Origin of the sequence: Marinobacter sp. (assembly GCF_033722735.1) — a bacterium.
GTDB lineage: Bacteria > Pseudomonadota > Gammaproteobacteria > Pseudomonadales > Oleiphilaceae > Marinobacter.
On record NZ_JAWVYN010000006.1, the window covers coordinates 122,365 to 145,205 of the forward strand.

General features: G+C 58.5%; 18 protein-coding genes. 12 read left to right on the forward strand and 6 right to left on the reverse strand.

Annotated features, from left to right (window positions below; translation table 11 throughout):
- Positions 1-22: 22 nt before the first annotated feature.
- Positions 23-1,549 (reverse strand): glycerol-3-phosphate dehydrogenase, encoded by a 1,527-nt coding sequence (gene glpD / locus R3175_RS06650; RefSeq protein ID WP_318943090.1) that lies wholly within the window; start codon positions 1,547-1,549, stop codon positions 23-25.
- Positions 1,550-1,777: 228 nt separating this feature from the next.
- Positions 1,778-2,536, reverse strand: coding sequence for a DeoR/GlpR family transcriptional regulator (locus R3175_RS06655; protein ID WP_318943091.1), 759 nt, complete (start codon positions 2,534-2,536; stop codon positions 1,778-1,780).
- A gap of 211 nt (positions 2,537-2,747) precedes the next feature.
- Between R3175_RS06655 and glpK the strand changes: the two genes are divergently transcribed.
- Positions 2,748-4,220 (forward strand): glycerol kinase GlpK, encoded by a 1,473-nt coding sequence (glpK, locus tag R3175_RS06660; RefSeq protein WP_318943092.1) that lies wholly within the window; start codon positions 2,748-2,750, stop codon positions 4,218-4,220.
- 12 nt (positions 4,221-4,232) lie between these two features.
- Here glpK and R3175_RS06665 read toward each other — a convergent pair whose 3' ends face one another.
- Positions 4,233-6,173 (reverse strand): sigma-54-dependent Fis family transcriptional regulator, encoded by a 1,941-nt coding sequence (locus R3175_RS06665; protein ID WP_318943093.1) that lies wholly within the window; start codon positions 6,171-6,173, stop codon positions 4,233-4,235.
- A 363-nt stretch (positions 6,174-6,536) separates the two neighbouring features.
- Between R3175_RS06665 and R3175_RS06670 the strand changes: the two genes are divergently transcribed.
- From R3175_RS06670 to R3175_RS06715, 10 genes are all read left to right on the forward strand, one after another.
- On the forward strand, positions 6,537-7,631 hold the full coding sequence (locus tag R3175_RS06670; protein ID WP_318943094.1) for an ABC transporter ATP-binding protein: 1,095 nt from the start codon (positions 6,537-6,539) through the stop codon (positions 7,629-7,631).
- Complete coding sequence (locus tag R3175_RS06675) at positions 7,631-8,731, forward strand: ABC transporter ATP-binding protein (protein ID WP_318943095.1); 1,101 nt, start codon at positions 7,631-7,633, stop codon at positions 8,729-8,731. The genes R3175_RS06670 and R3175_RS06675 overlap by 1 nt, the downstream gene beginning before the upstream one ends.
- Positions 8,731-9,597 (forward strand): sugar ABC transporter permease, encoded by an 867-nt coding sequence (locus tag R3175_RS06680; RefSeq protein ID WP_318943096.1) that lies wholly within the window; start codon positions 8,731-8,733, stop codon positions 9,595-9,597. The genes R3175_RS06675 and R3175_RS06680 overlap by 1 nt, the downstream gene beginning before the upstream one ends.
- Positions 9,598-9,613: 16 nt before the next feature.
- A complete protein-coding gene (locus tag R3175_RS06685) occupies positions 9,614-10,414 on the forward strand; it encodes a carbohydrate ABC transporter permease (protein WP_318943131.1) in 801 nt (266 codons plus the stop codon).
- 11 nt (positions 10,415-10,425) lie between these two features.
- Positions 10,426-10,701, forward strand: a complete 276-nt coding sequence (locus R3175_RS06690; protein ID WP_318943097.1) for a DUF2160 domain-containing protein — start codon at positions 10,426-10,428, stop codon at positions 10,699-10,701.
- 252 nt (positions 10,702-10,953) lie between these two features.
- A complete protein-coding gene (locus tag R3175_RS06695) occupies positions 10,954-12,702 on the forward strand; it encodes an ABC transporter substrate-binding protein (RefSeq protein WP_318943098.1) in 1,749 nt (582 codons plus the stop codon).
- Positions 12,703-12,919: 217 nt separating this feature from the next.
- On the forward strand, positions 12,920-14,926 hold the full coding sequence (locus R3175_RS06700; protein WP_318943099.1) for a methyl-accepting chemotaxis protein: 2,007 nt from the start codon (positions 12,920-12,922) through the stop codon (positions 14,924-14,926).
- Between the two features lie 173 nt (positions 14,927-15,099).
- Complete coding sequence (gene eno, locus R3175_RS06705; protein WP_318943100.1) at positions 15,100-16,401, forward strand: phosphopyruvate hydratase; 1,302 nt, start codon at positions 15,100-15,102, stop codon at positions 16,399-16,401.
- 60 nt (positions 16,402-16,461) lie between these two features.
- Positions 16,462-17,271 (forward strand): triose-phosphate isomerase, encoded by an 810-nt coding sequence (gene tpiA / locus R3175_RS06710; RefSeq protein ID WP_318943101.1) that lies wholly within the window; start codon positions 16,462-16,464, stop codon positions 17,269-17,271.
- Positions 17,272-17,360: 89 nt separating this feature from the next.
- Positions 17,361-19,016 (forward strand): NADP-dependent glyceraldehyde-3-phosphate dehydrogenase, encoded by a 1,656-nt coding sequence (locus R3175_RS06715; RefSeq protein WP_413231740.1) that lies wholly within the window; start codon positions 17,361-17,363, stop codon positions 19,014-19,016.
- A gap of 241 nt (positions 19,017-19,257) precedes the next feature.
- Here the strand turns inward: R3175_RS06715 and R3175_RS06720 are convergent, their stop codons facing one another.
- Positions 19,258-20,157, reverse strand: a complete 900-nt coding sequence (locus R3175_RS06720) for a LysR family transcriptional regulator (RefSeq protein ID WP_318943102.1) — start codon at positions 20,155-20,157, stop codon at positions 19,258-19,260.
- 140 nt (positions 20,158-20,297) lie between these two features.
- On the opposite strand from R3175_RS06720, the gene R3175_RS06725 reads away from it, so the two are divergent.
- On the forward strand, positions 20,298-20,987 hold the full coding sequence (locus R3175_RS06725; protein WP_318943103.1) for a glutathione S-transferase family protein: 690 nt from the start codon (positions 20,298-20,300) through the stop codon (positions 20,985-20,987).
- 64 nt (positions 20,988-21,051) lie between these two features.
- On the opposite strand, the gene R3175_RS06730 is transcribed toward R3175_RS06725, so the two are convergent.
- Both R3175_RS06730 and R3175_RS06735 read right to left on the reverse strand, forming a co-directional pair.
- The gene (locus tag R3175_RS06730; protein WP_318943104.1) at positions 21,052-22,131 is read right to left on the reverse strand and encodes a calcium/sodium antiporter; all 1,080 of its coding nucleotides are present in this window, start codon (positions 22,129-22,131) and stop codon (positions 21,052-21,054) included.
- A gap of 26 nt (positions 22,132-22,157) precedes the next feature.
- Entirely contained in the window at positions 22,158-22,700 is a 543-nt protein-coding gene (locus tag R3175_RS06735; RefSeq protein ID WP_318943105.1) for a YqhA family protein, read from the reverse strand.
- Positions 22,701-22,841: the final 141 nt, after the last annotated feature.

Below are 22,841 nucleotides of genomic sequence, written 5' to 3' on the forward strand. Positions count from 1 at the left end.
GAGCAAAATGCCTGAGTGTGAATCAGGCGCTGTGGAGAGCAATCGTTTGGGGGTGAGGGGTCGCGTGGGTCGCCAGGTAACGATCCAGCAACTCGATATCCTGCCCGGTGGCGTGGAGCCCCTGTTTGGTCCGGCGCCAGAGAATGTCCTCCGACGTCATCGCCCATTCGTTATTGACCAGGTATTCCACCTCCCGCTCGTACAGATTACCGGTGAACTTCTGCCCGAGATCCTCTATCGAGTTCAGGCCCTGGAGGATCTCGAACGAAGCCGTGCCGTAAGTTCGTACATAGCGGCTGATCAGCATGCCTGGCGCCCAGGGGAACGCTTTTTCCAGCTCGGCCTTGAGGGCTTCCTTGTTGTCAAAATCGCCGCCCGGTAACACTGCGCTTTTTGTCCAGGCGGTGCCGGCTCCGGGGAAGAACTGGCAAAGGTTATCGGTAGCCGCCTCTGCCAGCTTGCGGTAAGTGGTGATCTTGCCACCAAATACCGAAATAATCGGCGCCTTGCCCGCTTCGTTGTCGACCTCGAAGCTGTAGTCCCGGGAGGCTTTCTGGGCTGATTCGTATTCATCATCCATCAGCGGGCGAACCCCGGAGTAGGACCAGACCACTTCCTGCTCTGAGAGTTGGCGCTTGAAGTGCGCATTCACGATATCCAGCAGGTATCTGGTTTCCTGGGGAGAGATTTTTGCCTTGCGGGGGTCACCTTCGTACTCCACGTCAGTGGTACCGACCAGCGAAAACTCATCTTCATAGGGGATGACGAATACGATGCGCTCATCCTCGTTCTGCAGGATGTAGGCCTCGCTCTCTTTGTTCAGTCTGGGCACCACGATGTGGCTGCCCTTGACCATACGGATCATTTTCGGGGCCGGCATTGCCAGGGTTTCGTCGAACAGCTTGCTGACCCAGGGGCCGGAGGCGTTGACGATCACCTTGGCGCTAACGGTGCGGACAGACTCGTCAGTGGTGTCCTGCAGGGATACCTGCCAGGCGTCAGCGCCCCGTTCGGCCTTGATGCATTTGGTGCGGGTGAGGATGGTGGCGCCGTTCTCCTGCGCTTTTTTCGCAGTCAATACGACGAGTCGCGCGTCGTCCACCCAGCCGTCGGAATACTCGAAGCCCTTGCGGATCTCAGGCTTGAGCGGGTCTGACTCGTTAAACCTGATTGACCGGGAGCCTGCCAGCATTTCACGCTTGGCCAGGTGATCGTAGAGGAACAGTCCGGTGCGAATCATCCAGGCTGGGCGCAGGTGAGGGCGATGGGGCAAGCGAAACCGCATTGGCCGCATGATGTGGGGCGAGTTCCGGAGCAGGGATTCCCGTTCAGCCAACGCCTCACGCACCAGGCGAAACTCGTAGTGTTCCAGGTAGCGCAGGCCGCCGTGGATCAGCTTGCTGCTGTTGGAGGAGGTGGCGGAAGCCAGGTCATTCATTTCGCAAAGCAGGACCTTGAGTCCCCGTCCGGCCGCATCCATGGCAATGCCCGTTCCGTTGACGCCGCCGCCAACAACTACAACGTCAAATTCGTTTTGTTCCTTGGTCATTTTTGGTCATCTCCTGACGCCCATGGAAGGCTGCCTTCTGGTGAGCCTCCCGATGTTCAAATTATCTCATAACCGTATTATGCGAAAACTTGACATATTCGTAAAGGAAAAAAAGAAAATAAACGAACAGGGCAGGGCGAAGAGAGAGAACCGCAGCTGCGACTGCAGATCGGACTGGATAGGCCTGCTCCTGAGTTGAAAGCCGGGGGCGGGTTAGGGGAGGGAGCCTCAGACGATGTGCAGTTCCACGTTGTGATCCCGCAGCAGGTGCCGGATCTCGGCGGGAGGGGTTTCGTCGGTGAATACGTGGTCCGCCTGCGTGATGCTGCCCAGGCGCACCATGGCATTGCGGCCAAACTTGCTGTGGTCCGCTGCCAGCAGAACCTGGCTGGAGTTCTCGATGATGGCCTGGGCGACGCGGACTTCACGGTAGTCAAAGTCGAGCAGGGAACCATCGCTATGGATGCCGCTGATGCCGATGATGCCAAAGTCCATCTTGAACTGGTTGATAAAATCCCGTGTGGCCTCGCCAACGATGCCGCCATCCCGGTTACGCACTTCACCGCCGGCAATGATCACGTGGAAGTCTTCCTTGGCGGAGAGAATGGAGGCGACATGCAGGTTGTTGGTGACCACCTGCAGGTTGTTCTTTTCCAGCAGCGCCTTGGCGATGGTTTCGGTGGTGGTACCAATGTTAATGAACATGGAGGCATTGTCGGGGATCATCTTCACCAGGGCTTCAGCGATGCGTTCCTTGGCTTCCAGGTCCATGATCTTGCGGGCCTGGTAGGCCGTGTTCACGGTGCTGGAGTCGATACCGGCACCACCGTGGTGACGGCGAAGTTTCTTCTGGCGGGCCAGCTCGTTCAGGTCCCGGCGTATGGTCTGTGGGGTGACCTTAAACTGATCAACAAGTTGCTCGGTGGTAACGAAGCCGTTCTGCTGGATCAGCTCCATGATCTGGTCCTGCCGACGTAGCTGTGCCATTCAACTGCCCTCCGGTGAATCTTTTTTCAGTAACGAACGATTATAGCCTGAATAAAATCTACCCACATTTTAGAGGGTTTGTGCTGTTTGTGCAGCATGTTACGGGATTCAGGGCTCGCTGAATCGATCGAAACAGGCCAAAAAAGTTGGCTTTTATGTTCAGAAAGGTAAAAATACGAAAAAATAAGAACGGAAGAGGCCGTGTTTTGCTATGACTCAATATATTCTCTCAATCGACCAGGGGACCACCAGCTCTCGTGCCATCCTGTTCACCCTGGATGGCAATATCCACGCCACCAGCCAAAAGGAGTTTCCCCAGCATTTTCCCGATGATGGCTGGGTGGAGCATGATCCCGAGGATATCTGGCGCTCGGTATGCGAAACCTGTGACCAGGTGATGGCATCCGGGTGCTCCGACTCGGATGAGGTGGTGGCCGTAGGCATTACCAACCAGCGGGAAACTACGGTCCTGTGGGACCGCAATACGGGAGAGCCGGTGTATCCGGCGATCGTCTGGCAGGATCGCCGCACCGCGTCCTACTGTGAGTCCCTGAAACAAGAGCATCATGAGACTTGGGTAAACGGCAAAACCGGTTTGCTGATAGACCCCTATTTTTCGGCAACGAAAATCCGCTGGGTGTTGGAAAATGTGCCCGGCGCCCGGCGGCGAGCCGAGAATGGCGAACTGGCCTTCGGCACCATAGACAGCTTCCTGTTGTGGCGCCTGACTGGTGGCAAGGTGCATCGGACCGACGCCACCAATGCCAGTCGTACCATGTTGTTCAATATTCACGACCAGCAATGGGATAACGAGTTGCTGGCACTGTTCGAGATACCGGAATCCCTGTTACCGGAAGTGATGGACTCCGCGGCGGACTTCGGCCGAATTGTGGACCGCGGTGCCCTGACCGGCGCGTCAGTGCTGGGCATGGCGGGGGATCAGCAGGCGGCCCTGTTTGGCCAGACCTGTTTCGAGACCGGTATGGCCAAGAGTACCTACGGTACCGGTTGCTTCCTTATACTCAATACCGGTACCCAGGCGCTTGAATCGGAACACCGCTTGCTGACGACGGTGGCCTATCGCCTGAATGGCGTTCCCATCTATGCGCTGGAAGGCAGTATCTTCATTGCAGGCGCGGCCATCCAGTGGTTGCGGGATGGCTTGCAACTGATTCGGGCCGCCAGTGAAACCGAACCCCTGGCGGAGGGTACCCCGATGGACCATGGCGTTTACCTGGTGCCTGCGTTCACCGGATTGGGGGCACCTTATTGGGACCCCAATGCTCGCGGCGCCATCTTTGGGCTGACCCGGGACACCGGTATCAAGGAAATCGTTACCGCGGGGCTGCAATCCGTTTGTTACCAGACCAAGGATCTGCAAAAGGCCATGGAGAAGGACGGCTTGCGACCCACCACCTTACGTGTGGATGGGGGCATGGTGGCTAACAACTGGGTACTGCAGTTCCTGGCGGATGTGCTCGGCGCCCGGGTAGACCGGCCATCGCTGGTCGAAACCACGGCATTGGGCGCAGCCTATCTGGCCGGCCTGCAGGCGGGCGTGTACGCCTCGTTGGAGGACCTGGCCAAATTGTGGCGGTGTGATCGCAAGTTTGAACCGCAGATGACCAAACCCCAGCGAGACAAGCTTTATGACGGGTGGATCCAGGCGATTCAGAAACTGTAGTCGATGCTTCGCTCAGCGCACCCCGAGATCCCTTAGCCGCTTATACAGGGTGTTACGGCTGATCGACAGTTGCCTGGCGGCGCGGGAAATGTTGCCCATGCACTGCTGATAGACCACCAGGGTCTGGGACATCGTATCGGATTGATCCGCATCGGTGGCCCGTGATGAGTCGGTAACGGGGGCGTCGGTATGGGGAGAGTCCGGGAGGGGCGTGACACCAGGCTCTGGTCTGTCGCGCCTTTCCGCGCCCTGTTCATACTCGGCCAGGAATTCCTGAGGCAGGTGCCAGAGTTGCACTTCCTCACCATCGGCGATGGCAACAGCCACCCGCACGACATTGACTAACTGGCGAATGTTGCCCGGCCAGGAGTGGTTCTCAAGGGCCGACATGACCTGGGGAGCCAGCTCCGCGGGCTGGGTGTCGTCCCGGTATTCCCGGTAAACCCTTTGAATAAGTGCCTTCCTGTCCTTGCGGTTACGCAGGGGCGGCAGTTCCACGCAAAGACCGTTTATCCGGTAGTACAGGTCCGCTCGGAAGTCCCCCTGTTCAATCTTGGCGGCCAGCGGGCGGTTGGTGGCGGAAACCAGCAGAATGTCCACCGGGATACGCTCGGTGGACCCCACCGGCGTGACTTCCCGCTCCTGCAGCACCCGAAGCAGGCGCGACTGCGCCGAAAGTGGCATCTCGCCAATCTCATCCAGGAACAGAATCCCCTTGTGTGCTTTCCTGACCAGCCCCAGGGAGCCCTGTGATCTCGCACCGGTGAACGCGCCGGGCTCGTAACCGAATAGTTCGGACTCGACCAGCTCCGGGGGAATGGCCGCGCAGTTGACCGACACCAGGGGCTGGTCGTGACGCCGGCTGGCGCCGTGCAGCGCCTTGACCAGAACCTCCTTGCCCACCCCTGTTTCTCCGGTAATCAGGATAGGGACATCCCGGTCCAATACCTTCATGGCATGGTTGGCGCAGCGCCGAACCGCGGGTTCTCCATGCTCGATATCCTCGAGGGACAGTGGGCCGGCAGCGGCCTCCCGCTTTTTGGGCTTTGCTTTTGGTGCCCGCTTCGCCGGGCTGGCTCCAGGCACTTCTGTATGGTTTGCAACCGGGCGCTTCAGCAGGCCAGAGAACCGGACTTTCCTGGAAGTGGTCAGCTGGATGGGGCTGTTTTCTGGCTGGTTAAGTACACGGTTACGGCTTTCAATGAACAGCTGGTCAACATTGCGCCCGGTGATGGTTTCGCCCAGCAGCTGATCGGCGCGCTGGTTGGAGGCCACCACCTGTCCTGTCTTGTCGATAACCATCAGCCCTGACCACGGACTGTCGATATTATCCGCTGTCGTGTTGAGCGTAAGGATGAAGAACTGACCACCGAGTCGCCGGATAAGCAGACGGTTTTCCACCGATTGGGACAGCAGCCGTACCATGCCAAGGGTATGGGCCTGGGGCAGGTAGGCATCGCTGCAAACGCTGAGTACGCCCACCAGGGCCTTGTCGGTATCAAAAATGGGGGCGGCCGAGCCAATGATGCTGCGATTGAGTTTGAGGAAGTGCTCGTTGCGCTGAACCTGGATCGATGCGCCGATAGCGATCGCAGTGCCGATGGCGTTGGTGCCGCTGTTACGCTCCTGCCAGTTACTTCCCACCTCGAAATAGGGTTTCAGGTGGGTCTCGGTAATACGTTTGTCGCCCCAGCTGCGCAATACCCTGGCCTGGCAGTCAGCCAACAGAATCAGGCAACGGCTGTTGGACATAATGTTGTTGTAGTAGGGCAGAACCTCGGTTTCCGTGGTGCTCAGCAACTCTTTGTGGCTGTCTTCCAGTGCCGCCAGCTCAGCCTCATTGAGTGAGACGGTGTCTGGTTGATGGTCGTGATCCAGTCCATAGGCAATGCACCGGCTCCATGAGTCGGCAATGACGCTGCGATATTCGGAGTATTGGTCCTGGCGTCTCATGCTTTCCCTCCTGTTTCGTTTTGTTCTCTTATCGGCGCCAGAGGCCTTTTATGGGCACCAAAGCGTCAACGGGGAGGTGTTCGACCCCTCAGGGCCGTTCATAACAGTGTTCAATAATGTGCTCAACCGGTGTTCAGGTCAATGTTCATAATGAACAAAAAGTTTGATAACGAACATAATGGTGTTCTTTTGAGAAAACTTCAGTTTTATTAAATCGTTTATAAACAATAAGATAAGGTTTAGATAAGTTTTTAAAGAAAGGTTGGTACGTGCATTGCCTTTATATATTCGAAATCGAATTTCTGCCGGCCAGGTCGACTGGTTCGACGGAAACCGTTTCCACAAGAACAAAAAGGTAAACCTATGTCCTTAATCCTGGAGAATGTCTCCCGTGTCGTGGATGGTGTTGACTATATCCGAGATGCGAACATCACGTTTGAGGCGGGTTCGTTCAACGTTCTACTCGGGCGCACACTAGCCGGAAAGACTTCCCTGATGAGATTGATGGCCGGGCTCGACAAGCCCTCCACCGGCCGCATTCTCTACAACGGCGATGATGTGACCGGGCAGAGCGTGCAGCAACGCAATGTCTCAATGATCTACCAGCAGTTCATCAACTACCCGAACCTGACCGTCTACGAGAACATCGCATCGCCCCTGCGGCTGGCGAAAATGAAGAATGACGAGATCGACCGGCGAGTCAGGGAAACCGCGGCCATGCTGCGCATTGATCCACTGCTGAAACGCTATCCCCTGGAATTGTCAGGAGGGCAGCAGCAAAGGACGGCCATGGCCCGGGCGCTGGTCAAGGACGCCACTCTCATCCTGTTCGATGAACCCCTGGTCAACCTCGATTACAAGCTGCGTGAAGAACTGCGTGCCGAGCTGCGGGAACTGTTCCGGCAGCGCCAGTGCATTGCCGTCTACGCCACCACGGAAGCGAATGAGGCCCTGGCCTTGGGTGGCTCCACCACGCTGCTCCATGAGGGCCGGATTGTCCAGTCGGGCCCGGTGACCGATGTCTACCGGACGCCCGTTAACACCCTGGCCGCCCAGTTGTTCAGCGAACCCCCGATGAACATGATCAAGGGCCGGGTGACGGAGACGGAAGTCACGTTCGACGAATATTCCCACCATGCGCTGACCGACGAGCTGGCGAAGCTGTCGCCCGGTGACTACTGGTTTGGCATCAGGCCCAGCCACATCGGCCTGGTTCCCACCAATGGGGACGACCTGGAAATGTCCATGGATGTGGAGCTTAGCGAGATCAGCGGCTCAGAAACTTTCATGCACGTACGCAACCGGTATTTCGAGATGGTGTTGCAGTTGATGGGGGTGCACCAGTACCACACCGGTTCCCCCATCAAGGTCTACCTGCCCATCAACAAACTGTTCGTGTTTGACTGTAACGAAACGTTGGTGCACACCCCGACCCGTGCGAAAGGAGGGCATGCCTGATGGCTGAAATTCACCTGAAATCGTTGGCGCACAGCTACAGTGAGGTTCCGTCCGGACCGGATGATTATGCCATTCGCCACCTCGATCACGTGTGGCAGAAGGGGGGGGCGTACGCCCTGCTCGGACCGTCTGGCTGTGGCAAGAGCACCATGCTGAACATCATTTCCGGGCTGGTCCAGCCCTCGGAAGGGGACGTGCTGTTTGACGGCAAGCGGGTCAACGAACTGTCTCCCCGGGACCGCAACATCGCCCAGGTGTTCCAGTTCCCGGTGATCTACGACTCCATGACTGTATACCAGAACCTGGCATTCCCATTGAAGAACACAGGGGTACCCGCGTCCCAGATCCGTGCCAGGGTGCATGAGATTGCCGAGATCCTCGAGATCGAGGATCAGTTGAACAAGAAGGCCAAGAACCTCACCGCCGATGAGAAGCAAAAGGTATCCATGGGCCGTGGCCTGGTTCGGGACGACGTCTCCGCCATCCTGTTCGACGAGCCATTGACGGTCATCGACCCGCAACTCAAGTGGAAGCTGCGCCGCAAGCTGAAGCAGATCCACGAGCAGTTCGACATCACCATGGTCTATGTGACCCATGACCAGCTCGAGGCGTCCACCTTTGCTGACAAGATCGCGGTGATGTATGGCGGCCAGATCGTCCAGTTCGGCACGCCCACGGAGCTGTTCGAACAGCCCAACCACACCTTTGTCGGGTTCTTCATCGGCAGCCCCGGCATGAATCTGATCGAGGTGACCCGTTGCCAGGGGGGCGTCTGCTTCGACGATATACAGGTGCCCATGGCCCCCTGGCAGGTGGAGGTCCTCAAGCGTTCGCCATCCACCAATATCAAGATTGGTATCCGCCCGGAGTTTATCCAGGCCTCGGGCATGGCCTCCGACGATACCTTTGAGGCTCAGGTGCTGGATCTGGAGGACCTGGGGACCTACAAGATCATGACAGTTCAATTGGGTACTCAAAAGCTCAAGGTGCGCCTCACCGAAGACCATGAGGCACAGGTTGGCAGCGACGTTCATCTCAGTTTCCCCGGGCAGTGGCTGAAACTGTATGTGGATGAATTTCTGGTAGAGGAGCAGGAGTAATGGACAAGATCCCTAACAATCGCGCCTGGTGGCTTGTTCTGCCGGTTTTTATCCTGGTGGCCTTCTCGGCGCTGATTCCGTTGATGACCGTGGTGAACTACTCGGTGCAGGACATCTTTGGCCCCGGCAATGCCTACTACGTGGGCACCGAGTGGTTTGAGAGTGTCCTGAGCGACGAGCGGCTCCACGACTCGCTGATCAGACAGTTCCTGTTCTCGGGAGCGGTGCTTTTGATCCAGATTCCCCTGGGCATCGGTGTTGCCCTGATGATGCCGAAGTCCGGTATCAAGGCTTCGCTGTGCCTGATCCTGCTGGCGATTCCCCTGCTGATTCCCTGGAACGTGGTGGGCACCATCTGGCAGATCTTCGGCCGGGGCGACATCGGGCTTTTTGGTTGGGGCCTGAACGAACTTGGACTCGACTATAACTACACCGGAGACACGGTGGATGCCTGGCTAACGGTACTGCTGATGGACGTGTGGCACTGGACGCCGCTGGTGGCCCTGCTGTGTTACTCCGGCCTGCGGGCGATTCCCGAGGCGTTTTACCAGGCTGCGGAGATCGACCGGGCATCCAAGTGGGCGGTGTTCCGCTACATCCAGCTGCCACGGCTAAGAAGCGTGTTGGTGATCGCGGTGCTGTTGCGTTTCATGGACAGCTTCATGATCTACACCGAGCCCTTCGTACTTACCGGTGGTGGCCCGGGCAGTTCCACAACCTTCCTGAGCCAGACGTTGACCACCATGGCCATCGGCCAGTTTGACATAGGTCGGGCGGCTGCGTTCTCGCTGGTCTACTTCCTGATCGTACTGCTCGTGTCCTGGCTGTTCTTTACCGCCATAACGCACCTCGACAAACAAAAATAAGGAGAGAGTGATGAAAATGACACGCTCCAAAGGGGTCGGAATCACGGTTTTTATCGTGTTGCTCCTGACGCCGATCTACTGGCTGCTCAACATGTCGTTCAAGACCAACGAGGAAATCCTCGGTGGCCTGACCCTGTGGCCGGAGAACTTTACCCTGGCCAACTACGCGGTGATCTTCACCGATTCAAGCTGGTACTCCGGGTACATCAACTCGATGATCTACGTTTCCATCAACGTGGTGATCACGCTCTCGGTGGCACTGCCAGCGGCCTATGCGTTCAGCCGGTACAAGTTCCTTGGCGACAAGCACCTGTTCTTCTGGCTGCTGAGTAACCGTATGGCGCCCCCGGCGGTCTTCCTGTTGCCGTTCTTCCAGCTGTACTCATCCATCGGCCTGTTCGACACCCACATCGCCGTGGCTCTGGCCCACTGCCTGTTCAACGTACCGTTGGCGGTCTGGATCCTGGAGGGCTTTATGTCCGGTGTGCCCCGGGAATACGACGAAATGGCCTATATTGATGGCTACAGCTTTCCAAAGTTCTTCGTGAAGATATTTCTGCCGATGATTCGCTCGGGTATCGGTGTCTCGGCCTTCTTTGCCTTCATGTTCTCCTGGGTCGAGTTGCTGCTGGCAAGAACGCTGACGTCAGTGGACGCGCAACCCATCGCGGCCATCATGACGCGAACCGTGGGGGCGAGTGGTATTGACTGGGGCGTGCTGTCAGCCGCCGGCGTACTGACCATCATTCCGGGCGTCCTGGTTATCTGGTTCGTCAGGAACCATGTCGCCAGAGGCTTTGCCCTGGGCCGAGTGTAAGGAGAATTGCGATGATTGAGTGGATGAACTGGACACCATCGGTTGCCATATTCTTTGCGGTGATTGCCGCAATTCTCGTGGTCATGACCGTGTTCGAAATTGTCTCTCCCTGTACCGAGCGAAAGGGGTTCCTCCCGATTGCCACCACCAGGGGCGACCGGCTGTTTATCGGCCTGCTGTCGGCAGCCTACATCCATCTGGCCTTCCTGGCCGTGAGTGATGTCAGCCTGTGGATAGCGCTGACGATCTCAGTGATCTGGCTGTTGGTTCTGCTGCGTTGGGGCTGACGAAAAGTAACCCGGCATGGGCACCCCTTCGGGGGTGTTGCCGGGATGGCTTGGCGAACCCGTCAGGAACGGAGGCGTGCAACGGATCAGCAAAAAAAGATTGTAATGGGTTCGCAATCGAACTATTTTGACTGAAATGATCGGAATCGATCATTCGATCTGTTCCGGTTTGGAATTTAGCGGCCAAGCGACGCTAACGAAAGGCGAGACAAAGTTTCGCTCAAACCCAAAGCAAGACGAACGAGGTTGGATATGTTCAAAAACAATAACTATCCGAAAGCCCTGCTCCTAAGTGCCGCTGTCGGCGCCACGGCGATGGGGGTCAGCCTTCAGGTGAGCGCGGATCAGTATTCCGACGCCGCCAAACGGTGGGTTGAACAGTCTTTCAGGAATTCCACCCTGAGCCAGGAAGAACAGCTTGAAGAACTGGCCTGGTTTACCCAGGCAGCCGAGCGCTTTCGGGGCATGGAGATCAACGTGGTTTCGGAGACCATAGCCACCCACGAGTACGAATCCAATGTGCTTGCAAAAGCCTTTACCGAGATTACCGGCATCAAGGTCAATCACACCCTGATCCAGGAAGGGGACGTCATTGAGAAGTTGCAGACCCAGATGCAGTCGGGCCGGAACATCTACGACGCCTACGTCAACGACTCCGACCTGATCGGCACCCACTTCCGCTACGGCAAGGTGGTGGCTGTCGAAGACATGATGAATGGCGATGGCCGGGAACTGACTTCACCGACCCTGGACCTGGACGATTTTATCGGACTCGATTTCACCACCGGCCCGGACGGCAAGCTGTACCAGTTGCCGGACCAGCAGTTCGCCAACCTGTACTGGTTCCGGGCGGACTGGTTCGAACGTGAGGATCTGCAGAATCAATTCCGCGAAATCTACGGCTACGATCTCGGGGTACCGGTGAACTGGTCGGCCTATGAAGACATTGCCGAGTTCTTCTCCGAGCATGTCCAGGAAATCGATGGCCAGCGTGTTTACGGCCACATGGACTACGGTAAGAAGGATCCGTCCCTGGGCTGGCGCTTCACCGACGCCTGGTTCTCCATGGCCGGTGCTGGCGACACGGGGCTGCCCAATGGCTTACCGGTGGACGAGTGGGGTATCCGGGTGGAAGATTGCCGTCCAGTGGGTGCCAGTGTGTCCCGCGGTGGTGCGACCAATGGTCCGGCTGCTGTCTACGCCACCTCCAAGTACGTTGACTGGCTGCGCCAGTACGCGCCGCCCGAAGCCCAAGGCATGACCTTCTCCGAGGCGGGTCCGGTACCGGCCCAGGGCCAGGTGGCGCAACAGATCTTCTGGTATACCGCATTTACCTCCAGCATGGTCAAGGATGGGCTGCCCGTGGTTAATGAGGACGGCACGCCCAAGTGGCGCATGGCGCCGTCTCCCCGTGGGCCTTACTGGGAAGAGGGCATGAAGCTGGGTTATCAGGACGTGGGTTCCTGGACCTTCCTCGATTCCACCCCACAAGACCGTCGTCTTGCGGCGTGGCTGTATGCCCAGTTCACCGTGTCCAAGACCGTCTCCCTGGAAAAGACCCTGATTGGCCTGACACCGATTCGCGAGTCTGACATCTACTCCGATGCAATGACCGAAGCGGCGCCCAAGCTGGGCGGTCTGGTTGAGTTCTACCGCAGCCCGGCCCGTGTCCAGTGGAGCCCGACCGGCACCAATGTTCCGGATTATCCCAAGCTGGCCCAGCTGTGGTGGCAGTACATCGCCCAGGCTGCAAGCGGTGAAGCGACTCCCCAGGAAGCACTGGACGGCCTGGCGGAAGCCCAGGACCGGGTGATGATGCGCCTGGAGCGCGCCAACGTGATGCCGAACTGTGGTCCCCAGTTGAACGAACCCCGTGACCCGCAGTACTGGTTGGACCAGCCGGGTGCCCCCAAGGCCAAGCTTGAGAATGAGAAGCCCCAGGGCCGAACCGTGCCTTACGATGAACTCCTGAAAAGTTGGGAAAACGCACGAGAAGCGTAATTCCCTGAACCAACCCTGATCGCCTGGCGGTCTGGCTTTTGCCAGGCCGCTAGGCAAGCACCGATGAAACGATGGGTTAGGGCCGGCTGCTCTTCCTACCCCCGAACGCAGTTCAGGGGTTCCGTGGAACACCCTACCGGCCCTTTTTTTATACAAATCAATCTGTACTAGCCTTAAAGCATCGGTTCTTCCTGATGTGCGGTTGCAAGAGGGCGGTATGCAAAATATCTCGATCATCCATCGGCTTTATCTCGGCTTCGGCCTGTTGTGCCTCATCATCGCGGGGTGGGGCGTATTCAACGGTGTCATGATGAAGTCGATGTCCGAGGGAACGGCCCACGTCAAGGATGACATTTTTCCTTTTCAGCGTACCGTGCAGTCGGTTGAGGCCATGACCGGCAACGCGGGAACAGCGGTGATATCGCTCTCCGTGGTATCGGACAATGACGAACTGGCTTCCCGGTTTGCCGAAGTCGACGAGTTGATGTCGCAGATGGACGCCCAGGTCAGCACATTGGTCGAAGAGGCGAGTGACAACCAGCTGCTTGCGGGGTTCGACGAGGCCGCCGTTGGATTTACCGATCAGTTGGCCCGCCTGAAAGACCAGGTCAGCCAGTTGAACCAGTACCAGTCGGAGGTGATCAGCGTTGCGGAGGCGGTCAACACCGGCCTGTCGGATTTCCTGGCCAAAGCTGCGGAAATGAAACAGCTGCTGATCCGGGAGGCCGCCGCGCCCGCCGGGTCGGATATCTACATCAAGAACCTGCTCAATACGGTGATGGGAAATCTGTCTAACATGGAACTGCTGATCATGCAGTTGGTGAGCACGGAAGATCCCGAGCGACTCAAGGCCGTGGTGGAGAATCTCCGGTTCAACACCGTGACCGTTGAGCAGGACATTGCCGCCATCATCGATGAGGTGCCCCGCCTGGAAGGCCTGGCGCCGATGGCCGAAGAGTTCTTCTATTCGGTGAACAGCGACGAAGGGATGGTCAGTCGGTACTACGATTACCGCCAGAACGTGTTGGCGGTCACCCAGGCGGTGACCGAGGCGGAATCCCTGCTGGCAACACTGGACGAACGCATCGCAGCGATGGTCGCGGCGGCTGAGCGAGCGGCGATTGAGACCGTGGACCGTTTGGACAGCACGGCGCAGTTCTCCGAGCGTCTGGTGTATTACCTGCTGCCGCTGGTGCTGGTGTTGGCGCTGGTGATCTCGGTTTGGCTCGGCCGGCTGATCAGTGTGCCGCTAAGGGCCACGGTGAGTCACCTTTCCGCCATGGCATCCGGCGACTACAGCGGCTCCCTCAACTTTGCCGCAAAAGGGGAATTCATTGCCCTGCGCGGTTCGGTCAACCAGTTGGCGGAGGCCATGCGCACGGTGCTGGGAAGCCTGCAAAAGGCAGGCGGTGAGATTGCCGGCATTGCCACCAGCAACGCCGAGTTCTCCCACGGTCTCAGTGAGCGGATCCGGGGCCAGTCCGACGAGTTGAGCTCCATTGCCACCGCGATGACCGAAATGGAGGCCTCGGCCCACAATGTTGCGGGCGCGGTCAGGGACACCCACGAGCTGGTGGCGGCGGTGAATGTCCAGGTGGACGACAGCAAGTCCACCGCCGAGGCCAACATGCAATGCGTCAACGAGCTGGAAAGCCAGGTACGGCAAACCTCCGATCAGCTCAAGCGCCTGGAAACCGCATCCTACGACATCGGCAAGATCACCGAGGCGATCGATGAAATCGCCAACCAGACCAACCTGCTGGCCCTGAATGCCGCCATCGAGTCGGCGCGTGCCGGGGAGTTTGGCCGGGGCTTTGCAGTCGTCGCCGATGAGGTGCGGCAACTGGCGCACAAGACCACCCAGAGCACCGATACCATCCGCGAGCTGGTGACCCGGTTGCAGGGGGAGGCCGGCGAGGCGGTCACCTCCATGGAAGACAGTTTTGAGCGGTTGGAATCGGTGAAGACCTTGATCAACGATGCGTCGGGCGGTGTCGAGAAAATTCGTGAGGCGGTTGCACGGATTCATGACGGCGCGGAACACATCCGCTCGGGTATGGACGAACAGGAAGACGTCAGCCGCTCAGTATCGCAGCACGTCAATGAGATCAGTGCATCCTCTTCGGAAAGCCTTCAGGAGATCGAGCGGCTGGTGGCCACAGGCGATCAATTGAAGGCGTCCATGGGAGACATTGAAAGCCTGATCGGCAAGTTCCGGGTCTAGGCCGCTGCAACCAAAACTCATCTGGGTGATTTTCTATATAACAAATTCATCTGGATTTTGTGTTCTTTTTCGCTTGTAAATGTTCGCAAACGAATATTAATATAGTGGTGGCTGTTCGATATGGCGCTATCGCATTCGTAAACAACAAAAATCGCAGTTAGGTAGGTTGTGTTATGGCATGTATCAAAACAATCATTGCCCGGGAAATCCTGGACTCCCGCGGTTTTCCCACAGTGGAGGTGGACGTTGAATTGAACAACGGCCTTGTTGGGCACGGGCGGGCACCATCCGGTGCGTCCACGGGTTCCCGTGAGGCGCTGGAAAAGCGGGATGGGGATCAGGCCCGCTATAACGGAAAAGGGGTGCTGGGGGCTGTTGAGGCGGTCAATCACCACATTGCGCCGGCTATGCAGGGCAAGGAATCGTTCGATCAGGGCGGCATCGACCGCCTGATGCGTGACCTGGATGGCACTGACAACAAATCCGCGTTTGGCGCCAACGCGATCCTGGCCGTTTCCCTGGCGGTGGCCGATGCCGCATCGAAATTTCGCGAACAGCCTCTGTACCGTTACCTGGCCGAACTCTACGGTGGCCCCGGGCCTTGTGTACTGCCGGTTCCGATGATGAACATCATCAACGGTGGCGCCCATGCGGACAACACCGTCGACCTGCAGGAATTCATGATCCAGCCAGTGGGGGCCCCGAGTTATGGCGAGGCGCTGCGCATGGGGGCGGAAACCTTCCAGGCCCTGAAATCCCTGCTGCAAAAGCGAGGCCTGTCCACCGCGATTGGTGACGAGGGCGGATTCGCTCCCAATCTGGGGTCCAGTGAGGAAGCCCTCGAGCTGATCCTTGAGGCGGTGGTGAAAGCCGGTTACCGCCCTGGCACTGACATTGTGCTGGCCCTCGACTGCGCCGCGTCAGAGTTCTACCGGGATGGCGCCTACCACCTAACTGGTGCGGGGCAGAGCTACGACTCCGCCGGGTTTGCCGATTACCTGCTGTCACTGGCCATGCAGTACCCCATTGCCTCCATCGAGGATGGTATGGATGAAAGTGACTGGGATGGCTGGCAACTGCTGACCAGGAAATTGGGAGACCGCGTCCAACTGGTTGGCGATGACCTGTTTGTGACCAACACCGAGTTGATTTCCTCGGGCATTAGTCAGGAGGTCGCCAATTCGGTACTGATCAAACTCAACCAGATCGGCACCCTGTCGGAAACCCTGGACGCCATCGGCATGGCTCAGGATGCCGGCTATACCGCGGTCATTTCCCATCGCAGCGGCGAAACCGAAGACACCTTCATTGCTGATCTGGCGGTGGCCACCCGCGCAGGCCAGATCAAGACCGGCTCGCTATGCCGCTCCGACCGGGTCGCCAAGTACAACCGCCTGTTGCGTATCGAGCAGGACCTTGGCGCCCATGCTTTCTATCCCGGGGTCAGTGCCATTCGCTGCGCGCTCGATACGTGATTCCCCGATACCTGATGCCGGCAACGGCGTTGACCAATGCCCGGCGATTGGAGATAGAAAATGAACGACACCAAAAGAAAACCCCTGTTGATTGCCAACTGGAAAATGAACGGCAGCATTGAGGCCAATCAGGCCCTGCTCACCCGCCTGCTGCCCAAACTGCGACCACTACGCCCCGCTATTGATGTGGCGGTTTGCCCGCCATCGCCCTATCTGTTCCAGGTGCGGGACCTGCTGAGTTACACGGGAATGTATCTTGGGGCACAGAACGCCAGTAGCCATACTTCGGGTGCCTTCACCGGTGAGGTGAGTACATCCATGTTGCATGAGATGGGGTGCCGCCTTGTGTTGGTCGGACATTCCGAGCGCCGTTCCCTGTACTACGAGAGCGCAGACGACACCGCCGACAAGTTCCGAGCAGTCCTGGCGGCGGGCATGATTCCGGTGCTTTGTGTCGGGGAATCCCTGGAGCAGCGGGAAGCCGGTCTCACCCAGGAGGTTATCGAACAGCAACTGGAGGCGGTGATCAGCGCCGTTGGCATTGCCAACCTGGCTCGGGGCGTTATCGCCTATGAGCCGGTATGGGCCATTGGGACCGGGTGCACGGCCGCCGCCGGGCAAGTCTCCGAAACCCACGGGGGGATTCGTCGGTTTCTCGCCTCCCATGATGAGAGTGCCAGCCAGGATGTCCGCCTTGTGTATGGCGGCAGCATCAAGGCCGGCAATGCCGCCGAATTGTTCCAGTCCGCGGATGTCGATGGTGGGCTGGTCGGCGGGGCGTCGTTGCAGGCGGAGGAGTTTGCCGGTATTGCCCAGGCATTGGTGGACTCCACCGTGACCCGCAATGCAGAACCTTGCACACCCGGTTAAATGGAGGCTGTTAAATGGAAGAAAGAACCTCGGTCAAGGAAAGCACCCCGAAGATGAAAAACACCCCAGATATGGAAAACGCCCCGAACATGGAAAGCAGCTTGAACATGAATGCACGACTGGACGAACTGTTTCCCACGCTCAAGGATGTACCGGAACGGTTTCGGCCGGGAAACGAAATCATTCAGCAGCAGTATCTGGTTGCCGGAGAACTCCGGGACTGGGGCGGCGCCTACGTCGAAGTGGTCAGCCCGGTTTGCCTTCGTAACGAGGGGAGCGGGGAGGGCAACAACGGGCCACGGCCCCTGGCCATCGGCAAGACGCCCCTGATGGACGCCTCCGCGGCTCTGGGAGCGCTGGATGCCGCCGTGGAGGCCTATGGCCAGGGAAGTGGCTACTGGCCAAGTCTGTCGGTGTCCGAGCGGATCGATCATGTCGAGTCATTCCTGGCCGAGATGCGAACCCAGCGTGAGGCTGTCGTGGACCTGCTGATGTGGGAAATCGGCAAGACCCGCAAGGATGCGTGCAAGGAGTTCGACCGGACCTGCGACTACATCGTGGACACCATCCATGAGCTCAAGACCCTGGATCGGGAAGCCACGCGCCTCCAGATGGTGATGGGGGTGGTGGCACAGACCCGCCGCCTGCCGGTAGGGGTGGCCCTGTGCATGGGGCCTTACAACTACCCGTTGAACGAGACGTTTACCACGCTGATCCCGGCCCTGATCATGGGCAATACCGTGGTGTTCAAGCCGGCGAAATATGGCGTGCTGCTCATTGGCCCCTTGCTGGCGGCATTCCAGCGGTGTTTCCCGGCCGGCGTGATCAACGTCATTTTTGGACGGGGCAAGGACACGGTCGGGCCTTTGATGCAGAGCGGAAAGGTGGATATGTTCGCCTTTATCGGCACTCATAAGGGGGCGGCGGCACTGAAGAAGATGCATCCCAAGCCCCATCGGCTAAAGGCGGTATTGGGCCTGGACGCCAAGAACCCCGCCATCGTCCTGCCGGACGCCGACCTGGACCGAACCATCCGGGAATGTGTAACCGGAGCCCTGTCGTTCAACGGGCAGCGGTGTACCGCCCTGAAACTGCTGTTTGTGCACGAAAGCATTGTCGATACCTTCGTGGACCGGCTTTCCCTGGCCATTGCCCAACTGGTACCGGGCATGCCCTGGGAGCCGGACGTATCGCTGACACCGCTGCCGGAGCCGGGCAAGACCGATTACCTCAAGGGCCTGGTTGACGATGCCCTGGCCAGGGGCGCTTACATCGTCAACGAAGGGGGCGGCACCGTGTGCGGCACCTACTTCCACCCAGCCGTGCTCTATCCGGTTGGGCCCACCATGAGGGTGTATCATGAAGAGCAATTTGGTCCGGTGATACCCGTGGTGCCTTACCGGGACCTCGACGAGGTGGTGAGTTATGTGCAGGCGTCCCAGTTTGGGCAGCAACTCAGCCTGTTCGGTACCCAGCCCGAAACACTGGCCAGACTGGTGGATGTGTTCGCCAACCAGGTGGGGCGGATCAACCTGAACACCCAATGCCAGCGCGGTCCCGATATCCTGCCGTTCAACGGGCGCAAGGATTCGGCCGAGGGTACCCTGTCGGTCTCCGATGCCCTGCGGGTGTTTTCCATCCGCACCACGGTGGCCTCCAGCTCGGATACCCAAAACAAGGACCTGATCAGTGACATCATCAGGAACCGGCATTCGGGCTTCCTGACCACGGACTATATTTTGTGAATACGCCACCATCCACCGATCTCCAGGAGGTTGGTGGTGATAAGGGGAGCGGACCGTTTGCGTAATACCTGCCCAGCACCCAGGCGATTGTCAGGCAGCAATCGTCGGCGAAAAGGTTGAGGGGCACTCTGACGACACATCGCTTGCGGGATTGTGCGTGAAACCGGAGCAAAGGTGGTGATCGCGCCGGTGTAGCTCCATCGTGCCGGCCCTTGATCGGTGACGGGGCGCAAAGAGTGGTTCAGGGCACGGCCACAGCCAGGAGGTCGGCCTGTAACCGCTCCGTCAGGAACCCCTTGAGTGTCTGCAGCGGGCGGTTCTCCCTCAGGTCTGGGTGGGTCAGTAGCCAGATATCGCTGTGTTGGCCGGGATCAAAGGTAAACAATCGTTGCAGTTCCGCCTTGGCCTGGTCGTCGGGCAGCGGGGCGATGCCGACGCCCGCCACGGCGAGGGCGGAAAGGGCGGGCAGGTCGCTGCCGCGGGCGACGATCTGGCTTGGCGCTATGTTCCGTTCTACCCAGTCGAAGGCGGGCAGCCGCAACAGGTCGAGTCGGGAGGAAATGATCCGGTGCCCCTCCAGGTCCGCCAGGGTATCGGGGCGACCGTGCTGGTCCAGGTAAGTCGGGGCGGCATAGGCCCCCCAGGCGAGCGACACCAGTTTGTGACCCACCAGGTAGTCCGGGGGTGTCGGGGTGGCGCGGATGGCTATGTCCGCCTCGCGACGGGACAGGTTGAGGTCCTCGTTACCCACCAGCAGGTTGATATGAATATCGGGGTATGTGGCCTGGAATTCCTTCAGCAGCGGCGGCAGGTAACGATAGGCAAGGTTGTGCGGGGCGGTCACATTGATCACGCCACTGAGCCTGTCATTGCGGTTGTCCAGCAGGCGTTGCAGGTCGTCGATGCGATCGGACACCCGCTCCACATAGGCGAGGACTTCCAGTCCGGTATCGGTCAGTCGGTAACCTTCCGGTAGCCGGGCGAACAGCTTGATTCCCACTGACGACTCCAGGGCGTTGATTCGCCGGAACACGGTGGAGTGCGTCACCTTTAGCCGCTCAGCCGCCCGGGCCAGTGAGCCGAAACGGGCTACTGCCAGGAAATACTTCAGGTCACTCCAGTTCAGTTCGGGCAATTCCATTGTACTGGGACTCCTTCCAACAGTTCGGTTTGCCGGTCGTTCGCCAAACCTCAAAACAGCGTTTGCAGTTATTGCGGTTCTGGCATGCCAGGTCAAGCGCTAAGGTTGTGGCCGTCGAGTTTCTTTTTGGAGGATAAGCCATGCATCACGATGAACTGCTCCTGATCAGCCATCACCTGTGTCCCTATGTCCAGCGGTCCTTGATTACGCTGGCCGAAAAGAACATAGCCCACCAGCGCCGGTATGTGGATCTCAGCAACAAACCGCAGTGGTTCCTACAACTGTCGCCGCTGGGGAAGGTGCCAGTGCTTCAGGTCGACGGCAAATCCACGGTGTTCGAGTCGGCGGTGATCTGTGAGTTCCTGGATGAGGTGACACCCGGTTCCCTGCATCCATCCGAGCCCCTGGGCAAAGCTCGGCACCGGGCCTGGATCGAGTTTGGTTCCCAACTGCTCGGCGACATTGCCCGGCTATACAACGCCGGCACCGAGGCGACATTCAACGATGGCGTGGAAGTGATTCACGGTAAGCTGAAGCGACTGGAGCCCGAGGTTCAGGGACCGTGGTTCAATGGCGAACGATTCAGCCTGGTCGATGCGGCTTATGGTCCCATCTTCCGCTATTTCGATACCCTGGATTCCTACCTGCCGTTCAATCCATTTGAGGGGAGCCCTTCCGTGCAGGCCTGGCGTGGGGAACTGGCCCGCAGGCCGTCGGTTCAGAACGCAGTGGCAGATGACTACCCCATCCAACTGAAGGATTTCCTGCTGCGCCGGGCCTCCCACCTGAGCACGCGAATCGCAGGGGCGGAGCAGGTTCGGGCTTGCTAGGGGCTGTTGATGTTGCAGGTGTTGCTGGTAAAGCCCGTGCAGGGCAGAAGCACGCCCTGGCTTTTTAACGCTTGAACTGACGGGCATTACGGCGGTGTTCCTGTAGCGTGATGACCAGGATGGTAATACCCGTCAACGGAATCACGAAGAACAGCATCACACTGCTGAACGGCGCCAGCGCGGCGTGGTGGGTGGCCGCCATCACCAGGTACAACGTATAGGCGACGTAATAGCCCAGCAGTAGCAGGCCTTCCTGGCGGCTGATGACGCCGCCGGTAAAGAGGATGGGCAGACAGGCAATGGCGACGGCGATCATCACCGGGATATCAAAACTCAGGGCGGCACTGGAAACCGCAATGCCTTGGGGCGCGACCAGGCCAGTCACGCCCAGCACACCCATAATGTTAAATAGGTTACTGCCCACGACGTTACCCACAGCAATATCGCGCTCACCCCGGATGGCGGCAACGACCGAGGTCACCACCTCCGGCATCGACGTGCCGGCCGCCACCACGGTCAATCCGATCACCAGTTCGCTGACACCAAGGTACTGGCCGATTCGAACCGCGCCATCTACCAACCAGCCAGCCCCGACGATTAACAACGCCAGTCCGCCAACCACGAATGCGGCGTTGAGCGGCCAGGGGCCTATGCCTTCCCGCCCGAACTCGCTGCTGTATTCTTCATTCACCGCGGCACTTTCACGCCGACTCTGGTAGATCGTGAAACCGACGTAGCTCGCTAGCGCCAGAACCAGCAGCCCGCTTTCCAGGAGTCCCAGTTGCCCATCCAGTGAAAAAAGCAAAACGACGACAGAGAGCGCGATCATCAGCGGCACATCCAGGCGGATCAGGCGTTGGGACACCGTCAGCGGTACGATCAGCGCGGTCAAGCCAAGTATGAACAGCACATTGAAAATGTTGCTGCCAACCACATTGCCCAAAGCAATGCCCGGTTGGTCCGCCAAGGCGGATTTCACGCTGACCACCAGTTCCGGCGCACTGGTGCCGAAGGCCACGATGGTGAGACCAATCACAATGGGCGAGATACCAAACAGGGCCGCCAGGCGGGAGGCCCCCCGCACCAGCAGCTCCGCCCCGACAATCAAGAACGCCAACCCGGCAAGAAACAGAATCAACGCCATACAGACCTCTGTACAGGTTTATTGCGTCAGTGTTCCTCCGATGGGTGCATACGACGCATCAGATAAAGACTTGCAGCCAGTGCCAGTACCGACATCGCCAAATAGATCGCATCGAGTGGTGTCTGAAACCGGATATCGACCACCGCCCGGAAGAATTCGATGATCACGGCCAGGATGACTACCCGAGCGATCTTGTCCTTGAGTTCATCGAAGGTTTGAACATTGAATGGATGGCTCGTCGCGTGATCTTCCGCCTTGTCGATGGGGGACACAAATAGCCGGTAGACTCCGGCACCAAATATCAAAAGCACCACGGCGACAAGGTAGATATCCACGGCTGTGACGATGATGGGCACCACGGTGTCGTGTATGTCTTCGGTGCCGCCGGCGAGGTAATAGACAAACGTGTCCGCGGTTAATTTAATGATGTCGATGGTGCCGACCAGAAACAGCACGGTCGCCCCCAAGATGCTGGGAATGACGGCAAGCATCACCAATACACGGGACCCCCAGAGTAAGGATTCAAACTGCCGTTCACCAGGTACTCTGGATTCCTTGTGCTTGTTCATTCAACACTGCTCCCACTGGCAAACTTGGCTTCGCTTCTATCTGTCCTGACTAGAGGACCCAACCAAGCCCGCTAGGCGCCCAGGCTCCATTCGTCCGCTTAGAACCCTGGGTTCGCCAGGGCAGGGCCTGCGTTTCAGGTC